Origin of the sequence: Bacillus sp. NPDC093026 (assembly GCF_044754665.1) — a bacterium.
GTDB lineage: Bacteria > Bacillota > Bacilli > Bacillales > Bacillaceae > Bacillus > Bacillus maqinnsis.
On sequence record NZ_JBIVPN010000002.1, the window covers coordinates 337,738 to 357,018 of the forward strand.

The window sequence follows — 19,281 nt, forward strand, 5'->3', positions numbered from 1 at the left end:
ATGGTGATTGATAAAAAAGTTTTTCATGAAAATGGTCATAAATTTCAAAAGCTGTCGAATGATGTATTAGGGTATTGCAAAAACCAACTATACAGCATATAATAATGAAATTAGTGGAATCGAAAGGATATAGACATGGATAATAAGGGTTTAAATCAAGAAGAGTTTTTAAAGATTTTGATGTACGCTCATGATATTGGTGAAAATTCAAATGATGTCACAACAAAAGAAATGCTTGAAAATTTGATTACTCATATCCGAAATGGTCTTGTTTCATAAAGTTGCCTCCTGCTATGTACAGCAGGGGGTTTTTGTATGCTTTTAATGAATGTAAAGACCGTTCCTGGCATACGCTGACATTACAAGAATAAGGAGTATTGGGAGCTGATGGTGTCATGAACATTGCTATTGCCGGCTGTGGATATGTTGGACTTGTCACAGGGGTGTGTTTAGCGGAGGCAGGTCATGAGGTGACGTGTATTGATATTGATAGGCGCAAGATTCAGCAGCTCAAGCGGGGAAATTCACCGGTGTATGAGCCAGGTTTAAACCAGCTACTCAGACGGAATATGGGGCAAGGAAGAATTCGTTTTCAGGTAAATGGAGAGGAAGCCTACCGACAGGCTGATGTGTTAATGATTGCAGTTGGCACACCGCAGCAGGCGGATGGTCAAGCCGATTTGCAATTTGTGTTTCAGGTAGCAAAGGAAATGGGGAATGAAGCGAAACCGGGAGCTGTTCTCGTTGTGAAAAGTACGGTGCCTGTTGGAACTTGTGATCAGATTGATCGTTATGTTCATCAAGAACTTGGGCGGAATGAGCGGTTATATGTGGCTTCTAATCCAGAATTTTTAAGAGAAGGTTCAGCCATTTCAGATACATTGAGAGCGGACCGTCTTGTGATTGGGGCAGAAACAAAGGAGGTAGTCGACCGACTAGAGGAAATGTATGCTGATTTTCATCTTCCATTTGTGAAAACAGACCGTAAAAGTGCAGAAATGATCAAATATGCATCAAATGCTTTTCTTGCGACGAAAATCAGCTTTATCAATGAAATTGCATCGATTTGTCGAAAAACGGGTGCTGATGTCGAGTTGGTGGCAAAGGGGATGGGGCTCGATCAGCGCATTGGTTCTTCATTTCTCAGAGCAGGAATTGGATATGGAGGTTCATGTTTTCCGAAGGATACAAATGCACTCGTCCAAATTGCAGGGAATGTCTCTCATGATTTCGAGCTATTAAAAGCCGTGATTAAGGTAAACAATGAGCAGCGAACTTGTTTCATCCGCAACATACAAGAGCGGCTTGGATCGCAACTAGAAGGGAAACGAATCGCACTTCTTGGGCTGTCCTTTAAGCCCAATACAGATGATTTGAGAGAAGCGCCGTCTATTCCGATTGCTCATGAATTGCACCAATTAGGTGCGGAGCTTGTTGCCTATGACCCTGTGGCTATGCATCAGGCAGCGCGCAAACTGCCTGATGGTGTCAGCTTTGCCCAAACTCTAGAAGCAGCGATTAAGGACGCCGATGCGGTTTGTATTTTAACGGAATGGGCAGAAATTCAGTCATATTCGTTAAAGAAATACAGAGAATTGATGAAGCAGCCGATCATTTTTGACGGACGAAACTGTCATACGCTTGAAGAGGCAGAAAAGGCAGGTATCGAATATCATTCAATTGGAAGACGACCTATTTTACCTGTTTATATGTAAAAAATCGTTGTCAGATCTCGAGTATCGGTGCTCACGAAGGTCTTATTCACTCCGCATAAATTGCTCGGGTCTTCCTAGTCTTCAAGGGTTTTCGATTCACGCTAATAAAGAGGACAAAGAGCAAAAATAAAAACCATTTTAGCCCTTTGTCATATATCGGCTTTTTTAATGCGGAAGGATCAATCCTCCATATAAAAAGGCGGCGACAATGAGAAAGGCAGGGTGCATTTTGAGCTTTGATATAAAGAAAAATGAGATCGCAGCAATGGCAAGTGATTGGTTCCAGCCGATTGCTTTCACAGCATCGCCGGCAATTTCCCATGTTAATAATAGCATCATCATGGCAATAACAGGCTGTACGGATAATGTCATCCCTTTGACGACAGGAGATTGACGAAAGTGGTCAATGAGCTTAAGCAATAAAATGAAGCCTGCTGCGGAGGGGAACACGGTGGCAAGCAGCGCCACAATAAACCCTGGCCAGCCCATGACATCATAGCCCACATATGCCGCAATTTTAGTGGCAATAGGCCCTGGCAGCGCATTGGCCAAAGCCAGCATATTAGAGAATCCTTCATTTGTCATCCAATGAAAATGACTTACGATCTCTTCGTAATTCAAGGGAATTGACGCAGGTCCTCCCCCGTATCCCAGTAGATTTGATAAGAAGAATGCCCAGAATAAAAAGAGAATCAGCATCATGAAGAGACTCCTTTCTTTTCTCTTCTCTTTTTCCAGCGATTCTTTAGGTTCAAATGAAATGCACCATAGAATAAAAAGATGATGACGATAATCCCTGGGTGAATGGTCAGCACGTGAAGACCGATAAACGCAACAAGAAACAGTGCGACCCCGAATACCATGCCAAACCCTTTTAATGTTTTTTGACCAAATTCATATGCCATGATGCCTAAAAGAACGGCAATGACTGGTGTCACTGCACCAATCATGTTTTGAATAATAGGTGCAGAACTTAAGATGCTGACAAGTGTAACGAGTGCAACCATAGCTAGACATGTCGGTAAAATATGGGCTACTGTTGCGACGATAGCACCTGAAACACCCTTTAATTTATATCCAAGGTAAGCAGACATCTTGGTCGCGATCGGTCCGGGAAGTGCATTGGCAATGGCGAGTGTTTCTCCGAATTCGTCATCACTGATCCACTGATATTTCATCACAGCTTCATGGCGGATGAGGGGAATCACAGAAGGTCCTCCGCCAAAGCCGAGAATACCTGTTCGTACCATGGCGATCATCATTTCTATATATGAATTCAAGTTGTTCAACTCCCTTTCTATAATTTCATGCCCATTCGGCTTTTATATCGTTTAATAAGCATCTGGCAATCTACACTGACAACGCCTTCAAGCGGATACAACTTCTTTGTGAGGAACGTTTCCATTTCCTGTTCATTTTGAAAAATGCCATGCATATGCAGTTTGCTTGGTCCAGTCATATGATAAAGGCTTGTGACGGCTGTTTCCTGTTCAAGCTGCAGGGCAACAGTTTCTAAACATTTCGGCTCAACTTCCACATTGAAAAAGACCGACACATGAATCCCAACCTTTGCAGGATTAATCACAGCGGTAAATGTTTCAATGACTCCTGTGTCGATGAGCTGCTGTATTCTGGCTTGGACAGCAACACGTGATAGCCCTACTTTTTTACCGAGATCTGTATATGAAATGCGCCCGTCTTCATGTAAAATGGATAAAATTTGCTTATCTCTTTCATCTAATGTCAAGTTCGGAATGGTATATTCATTTGACACAATATTCCCACCTTTCTTCTGTTGGTATTTTATCATATTTACTTACGATTAGAAGTAACTATTTTAATATTGACGACGAAATGAAATTATAAAAGAAGTCTAATATTCTAATTGCATAAAAAAGCACCCCAGTTTGCGCTGGGGTGCTCTTCATCTTATTGGTTTGGGTTGCTTTCAGCACTGGCAATTTGCTGTGCAAGATCAGCACGATCAATGTTTGCTTGTAAAAAATCCTTTGTGTTTGGCAGATGTAAATTCATATGCCTCTTTTGTGAAATTCGGATGGTGACTTGATCGACGGAGTAATCAAACACGTGCCCGCCGACACGTCTATCATCATCAATAAAATGTAAATGGTATCCACTCACTGCAATTCCATGGGCGTATTGTGGTGTACGAAAGCCTGCGATCGTTCCTAGAATATCCTCGAAATCGAAAATCGGCTGTGATTTGACCGCTTCCACCATAGGGACATAAGGTTTTTCCTGTTTTTCAACAGTACGAGTTTGAACCTTTTTGAAAGCCCCATCAATGCGGATCGCATAGAAAACATTTTTACTTGGTAAAATGCGATCTATTTCCTCCTCTAATTCTTTGGAATTCATGGGTGTGTCAATGCGATGAACGATATCTGTTTCAAAGAATGCTAGAGAGCAGAATGGTGAATAATCTTGATCTGTTACTGGTGTTGCAGTCCCATCAGAACGAAGTCTATAAAATGCTCCGTCGAAACCGATCAGCTCTCCGTCTAATTGATTAAATGTACCAATGCCGAAATCACCGTGTTCAGGAATATGAGATAGTGAGAAATCACCATCATATACAGCTTCCAGCAAAGAGGTCATAGTCGAGACTTGATAGACCTCTTGTTTTTTGTCTTGTTGTCTTGCTTCTTTATGCTGATTCATTGGGTGCATAATATCCATATCTTCTCACTCCTTTGACGTACATATTATGGAAGGCTTATCTTACTTTCAATGTTCGTTTTTCACGAAAGACTTCTGGCCATTTTTGACTGGCGAGGTCTGAGTTGTCTTGATAGTCAATCGGAATATCGATGATGACGGGTCCTTCTATTTCTATACCCTTTTGAAGCACAGTTGAAAGCTCTTCAGGTGAGTTGACTCGTAACCCTGTTGCTCCAAAGCTTTCTGCATACTTCACTAAGTCGATCTGTCCGAATTCGATACAGGACGTACGGTCATATTTCATTTCCTGCTGAAATGCGACCATATTGTATGTGCTGTCATTCCAAACGAGATGGACAAGGTTTGTTTTCATTCGGACGGCTGTTTCTAATTCCATAGCAGAGAAGAGAAAGCCGCCATCACCTGAGACAGAAATAATGGTTTCGTCAGGATTTAATATAGAGGCAGCAATTGCCCAAGGTAACGCAACGCCCAGTGTTTGCATACCGTTACTGATCAATAATGTATTCGGCTCATAGGTACGGAAGTGACGTGACATCCAAATGGCGTGTGATCCGATATCACAGGTCACCTTCGTGTCATCAGTAATCAGACGTCTTAGCGTATGAATGACATCAAGTGGATGAGACAGTTGACTTTCTCTTTCTGGTGTTTTTTCTATTTCAGTTAATAGCTGCTGCAATTCAGCCAGTAACTCTTGTTTATCTTCGCATAGTGAGAGTGGAACGCTGTCATGTGCTAGATGTTCAACCGTGGCTGATATATCACCTATAAGTTCAAGAGCTGGTTCATAGAAATGATCGATATCGGCTGGAATGTCATCCACATGAATGACTTGGCGCTGCTGTGGCTTTATATTCCAATGCTTTGGATCATATTCTATTGGATCAAAGCCGATAGTTAATATCACATCTGCTTGTTCGATCAGAAGGTCTCCCGGTTGATTACGGAATAAACCGATTCTGCCAACGTATTGATGTTCAAGCTCTCTTGAGAGAACACCAGCTCCTTGGTACGTTTCTACAAATGGGATACCAAGTGTTTTCAATAATTTTCTTGTTGCTTTTGCAGCAGCAGGACGACTAGCTTTCATCCCTACAATGGCAACAGGTAAGTGTGCATTTTGGATTTTGGCGATTGCCGAACTAATGAGTGCATCCGGTGCAGGACCTAGTTCTGGAGAAGGGTGAGCAGACACAGGTGTTTGTGTGGTATGTTCTGTCACGACATCTTGCGGAAAGCTGATAAATGCTGCTCCAGCTTGACCTCTTTGTGCCGCACGAAAAGCATTTGTTAACGCTTCTGGTATATTTTTTACATCTTGTACTTCAACACTATATTTTGTCACTGGTTTGAATAATGCCGCATTGTCGAGTGATTGGTGTGTTCGTTTCAGCCGATCCGCACGGATGACGTTTCCGGCGATTGCTACAACAGGATCACCTTCTGTATTGGCTGTTAAAAGGCCTGTTGCTAAATTGGACGCACCCGGACCTGATGTGACGAGACAAACGCCTGGTTTGCCAGTTAAACGACCGACAGCAGCTGCCATAAAGGCTGCATTTTGTTCATGTCTGCATAATACAAGCTCTGGACCTCGATCTTTCAATGCATCAAATACAGCATCAATTTTTGCACCTGGAATGGCAAAAACATGGGTGACACCTTGAGCAATCAGCGTATCGACAATCAACTCTGCTCCTCGTTTTGTTAGGGGTTGTGTTTGACAATTCATGTATCCCGCACTCCTTTCGGCAAGTAAAATTTTTTATGAAAATATATTTTCATGATATGATTTACTATACATTTCATAAAATAAATTTTCCAATATATGTTTAACGTGGTTTTAATATGTTTTACGAATAAGTGTTAGAGGAGTGAAAGGATGGAACTGAGACATTTGCAATACTTTGTCACCGTTGCAGAGGAGCTGCATTTCGGCAGAGCGGCCGCACGGTTGAATATGACACAGCCTCCACTTAGTCAGCAAATTAAGCATTTTGAGGAAGAATTGGGATTTCCTTTGTTTCATCGGTCTAAGCGAGTGGTGGAGTTAACCGCTGCTGGAAAGGTATTTTTAAATGAGATTCGAGGGGTGTTGCATCAGCTCGATAAAGCTGTTGACCATGCGCGTCATACAGCAAGAGGAGAGCTTGGGAAAATCATTATTGGTTTTGTTGGGACAGCGACCTATGATATTTTACCCCCAGTCGTTCGTGAATTCAGGGAGATGTATCCCTCTGTCAGCATTGAGCTGAAGCAGCTTTCGGTTCTGCAGCAGCTACGTGAGCTTTTGAATGGTGAGATTGACATTGGGTTCTTACATCCAACCGCTCCCCATGATGAGCTTGTCAGCCGGAAGGTGAAGCAAAGTGAGTGTATTTTTGCGATTCCAAAAAATCACCCACTGGCTGAAAAGGAAGCAGTGACTATAGAAGACATTCGAAATGAACCAATTATTTCTTTATCGAAGGAGGCATGGCCGTCTCTTTATCAACATTTTGTCTTGCTCTGTGAAAAGTACGGATTCTATCCTAATATTGTACAGGAAGCAGAGGAATATCAAATGGTCATTGGGCTTGTCACAGCAGGTATCGGCATTGCTATTATTCCAAAATCGGCTCGTCGCTTATTCAACCTTGATGTCGTCTATCGGTCTATTGAACATGAGCAGCTACTTGCAGAGTGGACGATTTCATATAGACGTGAAAATCATAATCCTGCTTTATTCCACCTTGTCCATCACATTCTGAATCGGGTAGAGGCGGAGTAGCCTTCATAAAGGAATGAATGTGTTATGATGACGATAGATCAAGAGGAGGCGTTTGAGATGATTACTTTGCAAATGGATGAGCTGTCACAAAAAGAGGCTTATCAATTATTATCTGGTTCCATTGTTCCGAGACCAATTGCTTTTATCACTAGTCTTTCAAAAGAACATGTGGTAAATGCCGCACCATTTAGTTTCTTTAATGTCATCAGTGCCAATCCACCTCTCATAGCCGTTTCTATTGGACGACGAAATGGGCAGATGAAAGATACAGCGCAGCATATCACAGACAGGGAAGAGTTTGTGGTCCATGTCAGTGATGAAGACATCATTCAGGATATTAACGAGACCGCCGCTACATTACCACAGGGAGAGAGTGAGTTGAATCAAACCCGTCTTCACCAAGTAAAAAGCACTGCTGTGGCAGTTCCAGGTATCAAGGAAGCGCGCATTCGTTTTGAATGTAAGCTAGAAAAGCACATGACCTTTCAAAATGATGAAGGTGACATCACGGTTGACCATATCATTGGCCGGGTCGTTTGTGCACATGTAGATAAAGCCGTGTACGATGTGGAGAAAGGATATGTTTCAACGAAGTTATTAAAGCCTGTCGCGCGTTTAGCCGGAAATGATTATGCCCGTTTAGGCGAGTCTTTTGTGCTCAAAAGACCAGAATAAGGTGAAAACCCCCGAATTGAAATCGGGGGTTCCATGTTTACTTCTTTTGTACTAATTTGAGCGGGGCTGCAATGTTTTTTTGTACTTTCTTCCCGTTTAATACGTCATGTGCAGCATCAACTGCAAGTTTTCCAATGAGCTCTGGCTGCTGGGCAACAGTCGCAGAGAGCTTCCCTGCTTTGATTGAATTCAGTGCATCTTCGTTTCCGTCAAAACCAACGACGAGGATGTCCTTACCTGAGCTTTGGATTGCCTCTAAAGCACCAAGTGCCATCTCATCATTGTGTGCAAAGACTGCTTGGATGTCAGGATTTCCTTGAAGCAGGTTTTCCATGACGTTCAATCCTTTTGTCCGATCGAAATCAGCAGCTTGTTTTGCTATTACATCAAGGTCTTTGTCAGCTTTTTGGTGGAAGCCTTTCCCGCGCTCACGTGTAGCCGAAGCTCCAGGCACACCTTCTAATTCAGCAACCTTAGCCCCTTTTCCAAGCTTGTCAATGATAAAGTCAGCTGCCATCTCGCCACCTTTTACGTTATCTGAAGCAACGAGAGCTTCCACTTTCCCGCTTTCAGCTGAACGATCCAATGTGATCACAGGAATATTCGACGCATTTGCTGATTCGACAGATGTTGATATCGCAGAAGAATCGGCCGGATTAATGAGCAGTGCGTCGACACCTTGCTGAATTAAGTCTTCCACATCACTTGTTTGTTTGGCTGAATCATTTTGCGCATCTGCAATGACCACTTCAATACCAAGTTTTTTCGCTTCCTTTGTCACCCCGTTTTTTAGAGAAACAAAGAATGGGTTATTTAAAGTCGAGATCGACAGTCCAATTTTGATATCCTTTTTCTTGCCACCCTCTGATGACTTGGCCCACTCTGGTGGTTCAAGTGAGCAGGCAGAAAGCATGAACAACGAGAGAGTCATGATGAGAATCAAATATTTTTTCATAGCAGCTACCTCCTTAAGCAGATTTCTTTCTGTCTAGCAGGACTGCAATCAGGATCACAATCCCTTTGACGACAGATTGATAGAATGATGATACACCAAGTAAATTCATTCCATTGTTTAATACGCCAATGATGAGTACACCGATAAGAGTGCCGACTATTCGTCCTCTTCCGCCTGATAGGCTTGTACCGCCAAGAACAACGGCTGCAATCGCATCAAGCTCGTAGGAAGTACCAGCAGTCGGCTGTGCAGAGTTCAAACGAGATGTTAAAATAGCACCTGCCAGAGCAGACATGAAACCTGCCAGTGAATAAATCATGATTTTCACACGCGGCACTTTAATACCTGAGATGAGAGCTGCTTTTTCATTACCGCCAATGGCATACGTTTTTCTGCCGAAAGGCGTTTTATGAAGCAGAGTCCATAATACGATAAAGGTGAGAAGCATGGTGATAGCTGGAACAGGGATACCTAAGAAATAGCCGCGGCCAAATAGCTGAAAAGCATAATTAGAGCCTAGTCCTGTAATTGGGTTTCCATCTGTGTAAACAAGCGTCAAACCTCTGAAAATGGTCATGGTTGCAAGTGTGGCAATAAATGGGGCCATTTTTCCCTTTGTGATGAAAAGACCGTTGATCATTCCAAGGATGGCACCAATGATACATCCAATGATAATGGCTAGAATCGGGTCCATACCGGAAACGATAAAGCCAGCAGTCAGTGCACTGGACAGCGCAAGAATCGCACCGACAGACAAATCAATCCCCCCAGTTAAAATGACAAAGGTCATGCCAAAGGCAATCAATGCATTAATGGAGATTTGTCTGAGTAAGTTTAAGATATTTAATGGCTCTAAAAATGACGGATTTAAGATAGAAACGATGACAACAAGGAAGATGAGCCCTAAGAATGGTCCAAGTTTTTGCATAATGTTGTCAAACCGTCCATTTGAAGTAAGTGGTTTCATGTTACTTCCCTCCTGTAGCTAATGTCATAATTCGTTCTTGTGTGGCTTCGGTTTTGTCTAGTTCTCCGGCGATGGTTCCTTCATGAATGACAAGGATACGGTCGCTCATACCGAGAACTTCTGGGAGTTCAGATGACACCATCAAAATGGCAACACCGCGATCGGTCAGTTCATTCATTAATTGATAAATTTCTCGTTTTGCTCCGACGTCTACACCTCTTGTTGGTTCATCTAAAATTAGAACCTTTGGCTGAATTCCAATCCATTTGGCGATAACCACCTTTTGTTGGTTTCCTCCAGATAGGCTTCGTGCAGAGGTTTCAGAGGAAGCGGTTTTAATCGTCAGTCTCTTGATAAGGAGATCCACAAATTCCTGTTCGGTTTTCTTGTCAATCAATCCCTTTGGAGAGAAACTTTCTAAGTTCGGCAAACCGATGTTTTCCCGAATAGATGCATCTAACATCAATCCTTCATCCTTGCGATCCTCTGTGATAAAACCAATACCCAGCTTGACTGCATCACTTGGTTTTTTGATCACAGCCTTTTTCCCATGCACCCATATCTCGCCTTGATCAAGAGGGTTAAGACCAAACAGTGACTGCATTATTTCAGTCCGTCCAGCCCCCATTAGACCTGCAACACCAACGATTTCGCCTGCTTTTACAGAGAACGTGATATCTTGAAAGAGTCCTTTTTTCGTTGCATGTTTGACCTCTAGCACGACATCTCCTGTTGAAGGTGTGCGTTCTGGATAGCGGTCGGTTAATTCTCGTCCGACCATTTTTTTTACGACTTCATGGAAATCTGTTTCAGGTATTGCTTTCGTATCGACAGTTTTACCGTCACGCATGATTGTAATTCGATCACAGATCGTGAAGATTTCCTCCATTCTGTGAGAAATATAAACGATGGAGACGCCTTCCTTTTTTAATGATTTAATGACTTGGAACAGTTTTTCAATTTCACGTTCTGTCAGAGCAGCCGTTGGTTCATCCATAATGATGACTTTTGCATCAGTCATTAAAGCTTTCGCAATCTCAATCATTTGTTTTTGACCAACGGAACAACTTCCAGCTTCTTGATCAAGTGATAGGTTGACTGATAATCGATCCAGTTGTGTTTGGGCAAGCGTTTTCATTTTCTTCGTGTCTAGGAAACCGAGTTTCGTATAGATTTCTTTGCCAATGAAAAGGTTCTCCAAAACCGTCATGTCAGGCCAAATATTTAGCTCTTGATGAATGAAGGCAATCCCATGTTGTTCCGCTTCCTTCGGGTTTTTGAAAGCGGTTTCTTTTCCATCAATTTTAATCGTTCCTTGATCTAATGAATACAGACCTGTCAGCAGGTTCATCAGTGTGGATTTTCCAGCCCCGTTTTCACCCATGAGTGCATGTACTTCACCTGTGACGAGGTCAAAGGTGACCCCGGAGAGAACGGTGTTTTTTCCAAAGGCCTTATGGATGTTATGCATTTCAATGTTCATATGTGGCTCCTCCTTTTAAAAAATGACACCGGCATGAAGAATGCAGTTTGCATATGGGGTTGCTTCACCCGTTCGAATAACCGCTTTTGCTTGTTTGGTCATTTCTTTGAATGCTTCGTGATCTACATAGTCTAAGGATTGGGTTGTAATCGCTTTCTTTAGAAACGTATGTTCACGCTCATTGGCTTTTTTGATTTCATTTGCTATAGTGATTTTTTCAACCGCCATTTCTTGAAGAAGGAGGGAGGTGACCTCCTGAAAGGACGGTGTGCCGATAGATAAAGCAAGATCAATTTTGATCGGACCTTCTGGGACGGGCAGACCGCAGTCTGCGATGACCACTGTATCTGTATGACCAAGGTCAGCTAGCACCTTGGCAATATGACTATTTAATATGCCGTTCTTTTTCATTTCGCACGCTCCAGTTCTTCTCTTGTCGGCATGCCGCCTTGTGCGCCAAACTTCGTCACAGAGATTGATGCTGCCAAATTGGCAAAGAGAAGTGCATCATATAATGATTTGCCTTCTGTCAGTGCAACAGCCAAAGCGCCATTAAAGGTGTCACCAGCACCTGTCGTATCTACAGCCTTAACAGGATAGCCTGGCACAAGAACTTCTTGCGTCCCATCAAAATAGCGAACACCATTTTTCCCTTCTGTGATCAGTAATTTATTTGGATATTGACGTAACGCTTCTTCTGTCGTGAGACCGTCAAAAATAAGAGCAGCTTCGTGTTCATTCGGTGTCATGTAGGCAACTTGATTTAATACCTCTTGTTTCACCTTGCGAGCCGGTGCAGGATTTAAGATGACTGGAATCTCTTTTTCGTTGCAAATGGCGCATACAGCTTCTACCGTTTCTTCAGGAATCTCCTGCTGAATGAGGACAATACTGATATCGTCGATGGAATGAAGGGCGTCTTTTACATAGTCTGGTGTGACTTCCTCATTTGCCCCTTTGACCACGACAATGCTGTTATCACCCTCTGCTAAAATGATATGAGCCGTCCCGCTTTCCATTTCAGTAACCGGTTTCATATAAGTGGTACGAACACCTTGTGCGTGTAAATTGTTTAAAATATCCTGTCCATAAGCATCATCCCCAACTCTGCCGATCATATACACATCTGCGCCAAGCCTTGCACTTGCTACTGCTTGATTGGCTCCTTTTCCGCCTGGGACTGTTTTAAATGATTTGCCTAAGACGGTTTCTCCTGCATTCGGCCGTTTGTCCGATGTGACGACAAGATCCATTGAACAGCTTCCTATAACAACAATTTGACTCATTGTGAATCCACCTTTCTCGTTGTCTCTCGTTCAATAAAAGAGACGGGCATTTGAATAACTGGTTGATGTATCGGTTGTTTCTGAATGGCTTTGATTAATAGCTTTGCTGCTTCTTTTCCCATTTCATAGGCAGGTTGCCTGATGGTTGAAAGGGAAGGGAAGAGTAGTTCGCTTTGCGGGATATCATCGAATCCAATAATTTGCAATTCATCTGGTATTGGTTTCCCAAGCCGGAGAGCTTCATGCATCACAGCAATTGCGACGATGTCATTGCTAGCAATGATGCCATCTGTTTCAGGATATAACTGGAAAAGAGCTGTAGCGATTTTTCTAGCTTCCTGAAAGGAAAAAGAAGCAGTAGACATCAAGTGAAAATCGACACCTTTTTCAGTGAGGACATCCAGTGCACCTTTAAACCTTTGTTGTGCTGTTTGGAGATGAGCAGGTCCTTTTAGCAGTGTGATCTTACGGCTACCGCGCTTAATCAATTCCAGAGCCGCCATTTTTCCGCCTGTTTTGGCATCTGCATAGACAGAAGGAGCATTTGAAGCTGTGCGATCTAAAAACACAACAGGTAAATCATGATCATTGTACAACTCAGACTCGGGCTCATTTGTCACAGCGATGACACCCACTACTTGATTTTGTTTAAAGGTTTGCAAGTAGGCAAGTTCCTTCTCGTGATCTTCATCACTGTTACCAAACAATAAACGAAAGCCATGGGCATGAATTTCATCCTCAACGCCTCTTGCTAGCTGAGGGAAGAAAGGGTTTGTGATATCAGGTAAGATTAAACCGATTAATCGGGATTCTCTTTTAAAAAGGGATCTGGCCACTTCATTGGGAAAGTAGTTCAGCTCTTGCATCGCTTGTGTCACACGGGCTTTTGTATCTGCATGTACATAGCCAGTATTGTTGAGCACGCGTGAAACGGTGGCGACGGACACTTGTGCCGCCTTTGCAACATCTTTAATTGTAGACAATGGAGTGCCTCCCTTCTTAAATGTGTAACCGTTTACATGGATAGATTATCATGAAAGTGAGAAAAAGACAATCTTAAAAAATAAAAAAAGAAAAGAAAGATATCCACTTCCTTTTCTTAATTAATAATCCCTGTTTTTGTAATATTCACTTTGACTTTTGGAATGATTTTCACCTTTTGATAATCCTTTGTCCAGTTCATTTTCATATACTCATCATAGTGTCTTACCCGGTATTTTCTTCCAAGACTTAGGACGTCAGAATTCGTTTCTTGTAAGGTAGCGATGACTTTCTCTGCTTCCTTTGTCAAAATGGCTGATAGCCTCTTATTTAAGGCTTTAATCTTCTTATCTGTATCTAAATTATCCGGAGGGTATTCAAGGACAGACGTATTGAATTCATATTCGAGTGAGAATGTTAAGTCTCGATGATCAGGATTCACAATACGAATGTCTCTCTTTGAATCTGTGACTTGGATGGTGATGTAATTGTTCTCTTTCGATGCCATGTCATTTCTGATTTTCTTCGTGAAATTCGCATAATTGCCCATTTTCCCGTCCATGACAGTGAGAAGAATCGCATCTTGTCCATACAGCTCACCTTTCTTTTTCTCATTATCAAACAGGGCGACCCCTTTCACACTAATTAATTGCTTTGATTTATCAAAGTGGATTAACGGCAGTGTGAAGTCCTCTCCTGTTTGTAGCATTTTGGACCGGATACTTTGAATGTTTTTAGGTGATACTTGTGAGGATCTTGATGCGGTTGTAATTAAATTGTTTAAATAGTCGCTGACAATGAGTTTTTCTTTTAGTAGCTGGTTAATTACGTCTACACAACTTCCGCCTTCAACAACAGCGAGGTTTGCGAGTAAAGGGCTATTGGGATCACGATAAAACATATCTAAGTAAGGAAGAAGACGATCTTGGGCAAACTCATCACCTATCAGCATGACCCGCATTTTCGATATATCAATTTTTTGATCGACAATGCGGCTAAAGTTGCTTCTTGCTTTTCTTAAAGTGGGTGCTTCTGTTGTGAGCACGGTGGTTAGATAGCTGCCTGTGTTTCCTTGCTCCATGCCTTGAGACTGTTGTACTTTTCGATAGGTGATAGAAAATTTCGCATTGTTATCTTCTCCTTGATCAACAGCGGAAGTTAAGACAAGAGAGATGTTTTTTAATAAGTTTTGATCCCAACAGCCTGGCATGAAGGTAAGAGAAATACACATAATCAGCGTCAGCATATACTTATGACGCATGTGATTTCACCTTCCCTTTGCGATGTTTGATAAAGATGATAATGGCCATAAAGATCGGGAGTGTATAAATAAATGAATATTGAGCAATGGTTGTAAAGTCATTAAAGCGCTGAATTCTAAAGTTGTCATTTGAGAGAAAACAGCTAGCGACGTAGATCAAAATGGCGAAAAAATAGACATATGTTTTGTGTTTCTTTTTTTTGATAATGGTGGACATACCATTTGCACAGAAATAAAGGTAGTTGCTTAGCGTTGCAAGAATGACAAGCACCCAGAAACTGAGAAAAATTAAATCTGTCCTCTCAATGACACCAAAAGTAATCGTCTTTAATAGATAAAGGACAGGGTTTGGAATCACATCAAGCTCAATCGGACTAAAAAACATAAAACAAATCAATGTAATAAAAAGGTAGTAAAGCGTCGTGCATATATTTGAAATGGTCATCACTTTATACCGTTGTTTGATCGAACCTTTCATAAATGGAGAGATAATAAGGATCATCTCAAATCCATTCATTGATAGAACAACATCCTTTAAACCGAGCTGAAATTGCGATATATCTGTTTGGAAAAAGGGCATGAGATAGTCGATATTGGTTCCTTTTAACGAATAGAACATTAGCAAAGACAGCAGGAGTAAAAGGGGAGTCAAAATAAAGTTATACCGGACGATAGCTGTAATTTGTTCCTTTGCAATATAGATGATCGACGTTATGAGTAATAGGTTAATGACCCAGTTTGGTGTCAGTGGAAGCACCCAAATGCCAATAATTCTTGTGAAAATTGATAAAACGACAATGCAAACTGAGGCGAAATACAATGTATAGAGTACAACTAATATCCGCCCGATCCATTTGCCAAATACATCGACTAACACTTGGAAAAAAGATGTATCAGGATACTTATAAATGATGTAAATGAAAATCGTATTGATGATTTGGATAAAAAAGCATGCTAGGATAATGGCCATCCAACCGTCGTGGCCCATATCTTTCATTAGCAAATTAGGCAGTGCCAAAATGCCGACACCAATTTGAGATTGGATGATAAAAGAGACAGCTTGAAGGGGAGATATTTTATTTTCCATGTTTATTTTTCCACCCTCTCAAATCTTCAGTTTGTCTTTCCTTTTGAGGCTTTAAGTAAATAGGTCGCATTTTGTACATCCACATTGGTAAACGAATGATGGTGTCTTTTAAGTCTTGCCAGTTAAATGGAGCAACTGGTGATAAGTAAGGTACTCCGAGTGATTCTAGGCGGCATAAATTCATGAGCATCATTGATAGTCCGAATGAAATCCCGATAAAACCAAACATTGATGCCATGAACATGAGCGGGAAACGCAGCATCCGAATGGTTGCCGTCATTTCAAAGGATGGGAGAACAAATGAAGCAACGGCTGTTACTGCTACTACAATCACGAGTACATTGGATATGAGTCCTGCTTTTACAACGGCATCACCAATGACCAAACCGCCCACAATTCCAATGGTCTGACCAATTGGTTTTGGCAAACGTACCCCGGCTTCACGTATCAGTTCAATAGTAATCTCCATCAGCATGGCCTCAATCAAGGGAGGGAAAGGAATGCCGATAATCGAATTCTTCATGGTGATGGCTAATTCGTCTGGAACGACTTCATAGTGAAAGCCAATCACGGCTATATAAAAAGATGGCAAAATGATAGCAATCAGACAAGCAAGATAACGTAGAATTCGAATAAATGTCGCCGGAATCCAGCGGCTATTATAATCATCTGGTGATTGAAAGAAGCTAAAGAAAGTAACAGGCAGAATGATGACCATCGGACTGCCATCTATCAGCAGCACAATTCTGCCCTCAAGGATCGCAGACCTGACCTTATCCGGACGTTCTGTATCAATGAGCTGAGGAAAAATAGAAAACGAATCATCTTCAATAGCTTCTACAATGGAACCTGGGCTGATGATAGTGTCAACTTTAATAGAAGAAATCCGCTTGTTTATCTCTTCTACCTTTTCCTTATTCACAATATCGGATATATAAACGATGGCGATCTTTGTCTCCGATTTTGTGCCAATCTTATGATATTGCAGGGCAAGTTTTCGATCATTTAAGTGCGAACGTAACAAATAAATGTTTGTATCTAAACTTTCCACAAAACCGTCATGTGCACCCGTAATAATGCTCTCAGAAGAGGGCTCAGAAATAGAGCGCAGCGGCGGCTGCCCGACGGCAAATAATTTGATCTGTGAGGAGTTTTCATCAAGAAAGGCAATGCTCCCTGCAATAATACTGTCTGTGATGAGCGTCAAATCGCCTGTTTCAAGAGTACTGAGAGACTTTATATAATCTTGTTTGCCGGGAGTGCCCAGCAAATTTCCGATGATGAAATCGTTCAGTTTGCCTTCATCAATTCTGGTTTTAATAAAGAACAACACAGATTTCGTTTCATTCACCATGAACTCCCGATATTCAAAATCTCCACTGTGCTGAAATGTCTTTTTCAAAATTCTAATCTTTTCTTCAAAGTTGCCTGATAGAAAATGCAAGCGTGTTTGCTCATTTGTGTTTGGCATTTTTAGCCTCCTCTCACAGAATTTTTAACCATAGTGTAAGCTGAAGTACTGATTTTATTCGTCATCTGTGACATCTATCGACATATTTCAACTAAAAACATATTAAAAATGTTAAGAAATGATGAACCTTGATAAAAACAAATGAACTTTGTTTCATTGCTTAGGTCATAAGAAGCGGATATCGTTCAGTTGAGATACATCTATTAGATCAGCATTTACCTTTTTATACCAATTTTTCGTGACGCTATTATAAGCAAATCACTTGATTTTTTTGGTGGTGACCTTTGTCATAGGTCAGTGCGTAGCGTTCTGACCAATGAGGATGACTTTCAGACCTGTTCATTTAAAAATCGAAAAAATTCCAAAACACACACTATTCCGTTAAAGCGTTGATATGACTGACTTTATAGACATGAAGAGATTTTAAAACATTGATTTGAAATACATCTTATTAATTGTCGAAAAATTTAGGGAGAAAAGGACAAAAGATTTTTTAAAGATAGATGATAACGCTTTCTCTCATCTAAAGAGAAAAAACAAGCTGGATTTTTTCGGTCTTTTGACCTTTCTATTTGTGATACAGATAGGCAAATCCGCCCTCTGATTAGAGGAATTTGGCATACCATCAAGTGAAAGATTATGTTACATAATACCGATTGTGATTTTATGCTGAACAGATATACTGTTGATTGAATTTACATATCACACTCATAAAAAAAGGAGATGTAGATAATCGATGTGGTTAATCGTTATAGCCTGTGTCATCATGTTAGGGATTGGCTTTATTGAAAAGAAGCGTCATCAGAAAAATATCGATGCCCTGCCGGTGCGCGTCAATATTAATGGTATTCGCGGAAAGTCTACCGTGACAAGATTGACAACCGGTATCTTAATGGAGGCAGGTTATAAAACTGTCGGCAAAACAACGGGAACAGATGCAAGAATGATTTATTGGGATACGCCAGAAGAGAAACCGATTAAAAGGAAACCGCAAGGACCGAATATCGGAGAGCAAAAGGAAGTCATGAGAGAAACAGTTGAAAGAGGAGCAAATGCTATCGTCAGCGAATGTATGGCGGTGAATCCAGATTATCAAATTATCTTTCAAGAAGAACTGCTTCAAGCGAATATTGGCGTGATCGTAAACGTTCTTGAAGATCATATGGATGTGATGGGGCCGACTCTTGATGAAATAGCAGAAGCCTTTACTGCAACAATTCCTTACAATGGACACTTGGTTATTACGGATAGTGAATATACAGATTTCTTTAAAGAGATTGCGAAAAAACGCAACACAGAGGTCATTGTTGCCGATAATTCCAAGATTACTGATGAGTATTTACGGAAATTTGAGTATATGGTTTTCCCAGATAATGCTTCGCTTGCACTTGGGGTCGCACAAGCATTAGGAATTGATGAAGATACGGCATTCAGAGGAATGTTAAATGCGCCGCCTGATCCAGGAGCGATGAGAATTCTCCCATTAATGGATGCAAAAACACCTGGACACTTTGTAAATGGCTTTGCAGCAAATGACGCAGCATCTACATTGAACATTTGGAAGCGTGTGAAGGAAATAGGGTATCCAACAGATGAACCGATTGTCATTATGAACTGCCGTGCGGATCGTGTAGACAGAACGATTCAATTTGCAGAAGATGTACTTCCTTATATTGAAGCAAGTGAGCTTGTCTTAATTGGTGAAACGACCGAACCAATTGTGAAGGCATATGAGGAAGGGAAAATTCCGGCTGACCAATTACACAACCTTGAACATCAATCTACAGAGGAAATTATAAACATGCTTGAGAAAAAGCTTCATAATCGAGTGATTTATGGAGTCGGAAATATTCATGGCGCCGCCGAACCGTTAATTGAAAAAATTCAAGAATACAAAATTAAGCAGCTTGTCAGCTAGGAGGAA

19 protein-coding genes are annotated in these 19,281 nt (G+C 41.4%); 5 read left to right on the forward strand and 14 right to left on the reverse strand.

Features of this window, described 5'->3' with window-relative positions; all coding sequences use genetic code 11:
* The first annotated feature begins 135 nt into the window (after positions 1-135).
* Both ACIQCE_RS06665 and ACIQCE_RS06670 read left to right on the forward strand, forming a co-directional pair.
* Positions 136-279, forward strand: coding sequence for a YwzD family small protein (locus tag ACIQCE_RS06665; RefSeq protein ID WP_268372870.1), 144 nt, complete (start codon positions 136-138; stop codon positions 277-279).
* A 116-nt stretch (positions 280-395) separates the two neighbouring features.
* Positions 396-1,715 carry a UDP-glucose dehydrogenase family protein gene (locus ACIQCE_RS06670; protein ID WP_400494098.1) on the forward strand — a complete coding sequence of 440 codons (1,320 nt, stop codon included), beginning with the start codon at positions 396-398 and terminating at the stop codon, positions 1,713-1,715.
* A gap of 165 nt (positions 1,716-1,880) precedes the next feature.
* Here the strand turns inward: ACIQCE_RS06670 and chrA are convergent, their stop codons facing one another.
* From chrA to alsS, 5 genes are all read right to left on the reverse strand, one after another.
* A complete protein-coding gene (gene chrA / locus ACIQCE_RS06675; RefSeq protein ID WP_400494481.1) occupies positions 1,881-2,414 on the reverse strand; it encodes a chromate efflux transporter ChrA in 534 nt (177 codons plus the stop codon).
* Positions 2,414-2,977 (reverse strand): chromate efflux transporter ChrB, encoded by a 564-nt coding sequence (gene chrB, locus ACIQCE_RS06680; RefSeq protein WP_400494482.1) that lies wholly within the window; start codon positions 2,975-2,977, stop codon positions 2,414-2,416. Before chrB ends, chrA begins: the two co-directional genes overlap by 1 nt.
* Before the next feature lie 35 nt (positions 2,978-3,012).
* Positions 3,013-3,489, reverse strand: a complete 477-nt coding sequence (gene chrS, locus ACIQCE_RS06685; RefSeq protein ID WP_400494099.1) for a chromate efflux transcriptional regulator ChrS — start codon at positions 3,487-3,489, stop codon at positions 3,013-3,015.
* Between the two features lie 155 nt (positions 3,490-3,644).
* Complete coding sequence (gene budA, locus ACIQCE_RS06690) at positions 3,645-4,415, reverse strand: acetolactate decarboxylase (RefSeq protein WP_400494100.1); 771 nt, start codon at positions 4,413-4,415, stop codon at positions 3,645-3,647.
* Positions 4,416-4,452: 37 nt separating this feature from the next.
* On the reverse strand, positions 4,453-6,153 hold the full coding sequence (gene alsS, locus ACIQCE_RS06695; protein WP_400494101.1) for an acetolactate synthase AlsS: 1,701 nt from the start codon (positions 6,151-6,153) through the stop codon (positions 4,453-4,455).
* A 150-nt stretch (positions 6,154-6,303) separates the two neighbouring features.
* On the opposite strand from alsS, the gene alsR reads away from it, so the two are divergent.
* On the forward strand, positions 6,304-7,191 hold the full coding sequence (gene alsR / locus ACIQCE_RS06700; RefSeq protein ID WP_400494102.1) for an acetoin biosynthesis transcriptional regulator AlsR: 888 nt from the start codon (positions 6,304-6,306) through the stop codon (positions 7,189-7,191).
* 57 nt (positions 7,192-7,248) lie between these two features.
* A complete protein-coding gene (locus ACIQCE_RS06705) occupies positions 7,249-7,866 on the forward strand; it encodes a flavin reductase family protein (protein ID WP_400494103.1) in 618 nt (205 codons plus the stop codon).
* A gap of 37 nt (positions 7,867-7,903) precedes the next feature.
* Here ACIQCE_RS06705 and rbsB read toward each other — a convergent pair whose 3' ends face one another.
* From rbsB to ACIQCE_RS06750, 9 genes are all read right to left on the reverse strand, one after another.
* Positions 7,904-8,821 (reverse strand): ribose ABC transporter substrate-binding protein RbsB, encoded by a 918-nt coding sequence (gene rbsB / locus ACIQCE_RS06710; RefSeq protein ID WP_400494104.1) that lies wholly within the window; start codon positions 8,819-8,821, stop codon positions 7,904-7,906.
* A gap of 13 nt (positions 8,822-8,834) precedes the next feature.
* A complete protein-coding gene (gene rbsC / locus ACIQCE_RS06715) occupies positions 8,835-9,788 on the reverse strand; it encodes a ribose ABC transporter permease RbsC (RefSeq protein WP_400494106.1) in 954 nt (317 codons plus the stop codon).
* Position 9,789: 1 nt separating this feature from the next.
* Positions 9,790-11,271, reverse strand: a complete 1,482-nt coding sequence (locus ACIQCE_RS06720) for a sugar ABC transporter ATP-binding protein (RefSeq protein WP_400494107.1) — start codon at positions 11,269-11,271, stop codon at positions 9,790-9,792.
* A 15-nt stretch (positions 11,272-11,286) separates the two neighbouring features.
* The gene (gene rbsD / locus ACIQCE_RS06725) at positions 11,287-11,682 is read right to left on the reverse strand and encodes a D-ribose pyranase (RefSeq protein WP_400494108.1); all 396 of its coding nucleotides are present in this window, start codon (positions 11,680-11,682) and stop codon (positions 11,287-11,289) included.
* The gene (gene rbsK / locus ACIQCE_RS06730) at positions 11,679-12,557 is read right to left on the reverse strand and encodes a ribokinase (RefSeq protein ID WP_400494109.1); all 879 of its coding nucleotides are present in this window, start codon (positions 12,555-12,557) and stop codon (positions 11,679-11,681) included. The genes rbsD and rbsK overlap by 4 nt, the downstream gene beginning before the upstream one ends.
* A complete protein-coding gene (locus ACIQCE_RS06735) occupies positions 12,554-13,540 on the reverse strand; it encodes a LacI family DNA-binding transcriptional regulator (protein WP_400494111.1) in 987 nt (328 codons plus the stop codon). Before ACIQCE_RS06735 ends, rbsK begins: the two co-directional genes overlap by 4 nt.
* A 116-nt stretch (positions 13,541-13,656) precedes the next feature.
* The gene (locus ACIQCE_RS06740; protein ID WP_400494112.1) at positions 13,657-14,799 is read right to left on the reverse strand and encodes a Ger(x)C family spore germination protein; all 1,143 of its coding nucleotides are present in this window, start codon (positions 14,797-14,799) and stop codon (positions 13,657-13,659) included.
* Positions 14,789-15,886, reverse strand: coding sequence for a GerAB/ArcD/ProY family transporter (locus tag ACIQCE_RS06745; RefSeq protein ID WP_400494113.1), 1,098 nt, complete (start codon positions 15,884-15,886; stop codon positions 14,789-14,791). Before ACIQCE_RS06745 ends, ACIQCE_RS06740 begins: the two co-directional genes overlap by 11 nt.
* Positions 15,876-17,357, reverse strand: a complete 1,482-nt coding sequence (locus tag ACIQCE_RS06750) for a spore germination protein (protein ID WP_400494114.1) — start codon at positions 17,355-17,357, stop codon at positions 15,876-15,878. Before ACIQCE_RS06750 ends, ACIQCE_RS06745 begins: the two co-directional genes overlap by 11 nt.
* Before the next feature lie 736 nt (positions 17,358-18,093).
* Here ACIQCE_RS06750 and pgsB point away from each other — a divergent pair.
* Complete coding sequence (pgsB, locus tag ACIQCE_RS06755) at positions 18,094-19,275, forward strand: poly-gamma-glutamate synthase PgsB (protein ID WP_353854387.1); 1,182 nt, start codon at positions 18,094-18,096, stop codon at positions 19,273-19,275.
* The last annotated feature ends 6 nt before the right edge of the window (positions 19,276-19,281 follow it).

Coding starts and splice junctions, on each gene's coding strand:
- ACIQCE_RS06665 (WP_268372870.1), top strand. CDS start 136: ATGGATAATAAGGGTTTAAATCAAGAAGAGTTTTTAAAGATTTTGATG.
- ACIQCE_RS06670 (WP_400494098.1), top strand. CDS start 396: ATGAACATTGCTATTGCCGGCTGTGGATATGTTGGACTTGTCACAGGG.
- chrA (WP_400494481.1), bottom strand. CDS start 2,414: ATGCTGATTCTCTTTTTATTCTGGGCATTCTTCTTATCAAATCTACTG.
- chrB (WP_400494482.1), bottom strand. CDS start 2,977: ATGATGATCGCCATGGTACGAACAGGTATTCTCGGCTTTGGCGGAGGA.
- budA (WP_400494100.1), bottom strand. CDS start 4,415: ATGGATATTATGCACCCAATGAATCAGCATAAAGAAGCAAGACAACAA.
- alsS (WP_400494101.1), bottom strand. CDS start 6,153: ATGAATTGTCAAACACAACCCCTAACAAAACGAGGAGCAGAGTTGATT.
- alsR (WP_400494102.1), top strand. CDS start 6,304: ATGGAACTGAGACATTTGCAATACTTTGTCACCGTTGCAGAGGAGCTG.
- ACIQCE_RS06705 (WP_400494103.1), top strand. CDS start 7,249: ATGATTACTTTGCAAATGGATGAGCTGTCACAAAAAGAGGCTTATCAA.
- rbsB (WP_400494104.1), bottom strand. CDS start 8,821: ATGAAAAAATATTTGATTCTCATCATGACTCTCTCGTTGTTCATGCTT.
- rbsC (WP_400494106.1), bottom strand. CDS start 9,788: ATGAAACCACTTACTTCAAATGGACGGTTTGACAACATTATGCAAAAA.
- ACIQCE_RS06720 (WP_400494107.1), bottom strand. CDS start 11,271: ATGAACATTGAAATGCATAACATCCATAAGGCCTTTGGAAAAAACACC.
- rbsD (WP_400494108.1), bottom strand. CDS start 11,682: ATGAAAAAGAACGGCATATTAAATAGTCATATTGCCAAGGTGCTAGCT.
- rbsK (WP_400494109.1), bottom strand. CDS start 12,557: ATGAGTCAAATTGTTGTTATAGGAAGCTGTTCAATGGATCTTGTCGTC.
- ACIQCE_RS06740 (WP_400494112.1), bottom strand. CDS start 14,799: ATGCGTCATAAGTATATGCTGACGCTGATTATGTGTATTTCTCTTACC.
- ACIQCE_RS06745 (WP_400494113.1), bottom strand. CDS start 15,886: ATGGAAAATAAAATATCTCCCCTTCAAGCTGTCTCTTTTATCATCCAA.
- ACIQCE_RS06750 (WP_400494114.1), bottom strand. CDS start 17,357: ATGCCAAACACAAATGAGCAAACACGCTTGCATTTTCTATCAGGCAAC.
- pgsB (WP_353854387.1), top strand. CDS start 18,094: ATGTGGTTAATCGTTATAGCCTGTGTCATCATGTTAGGGATTGGCTTT.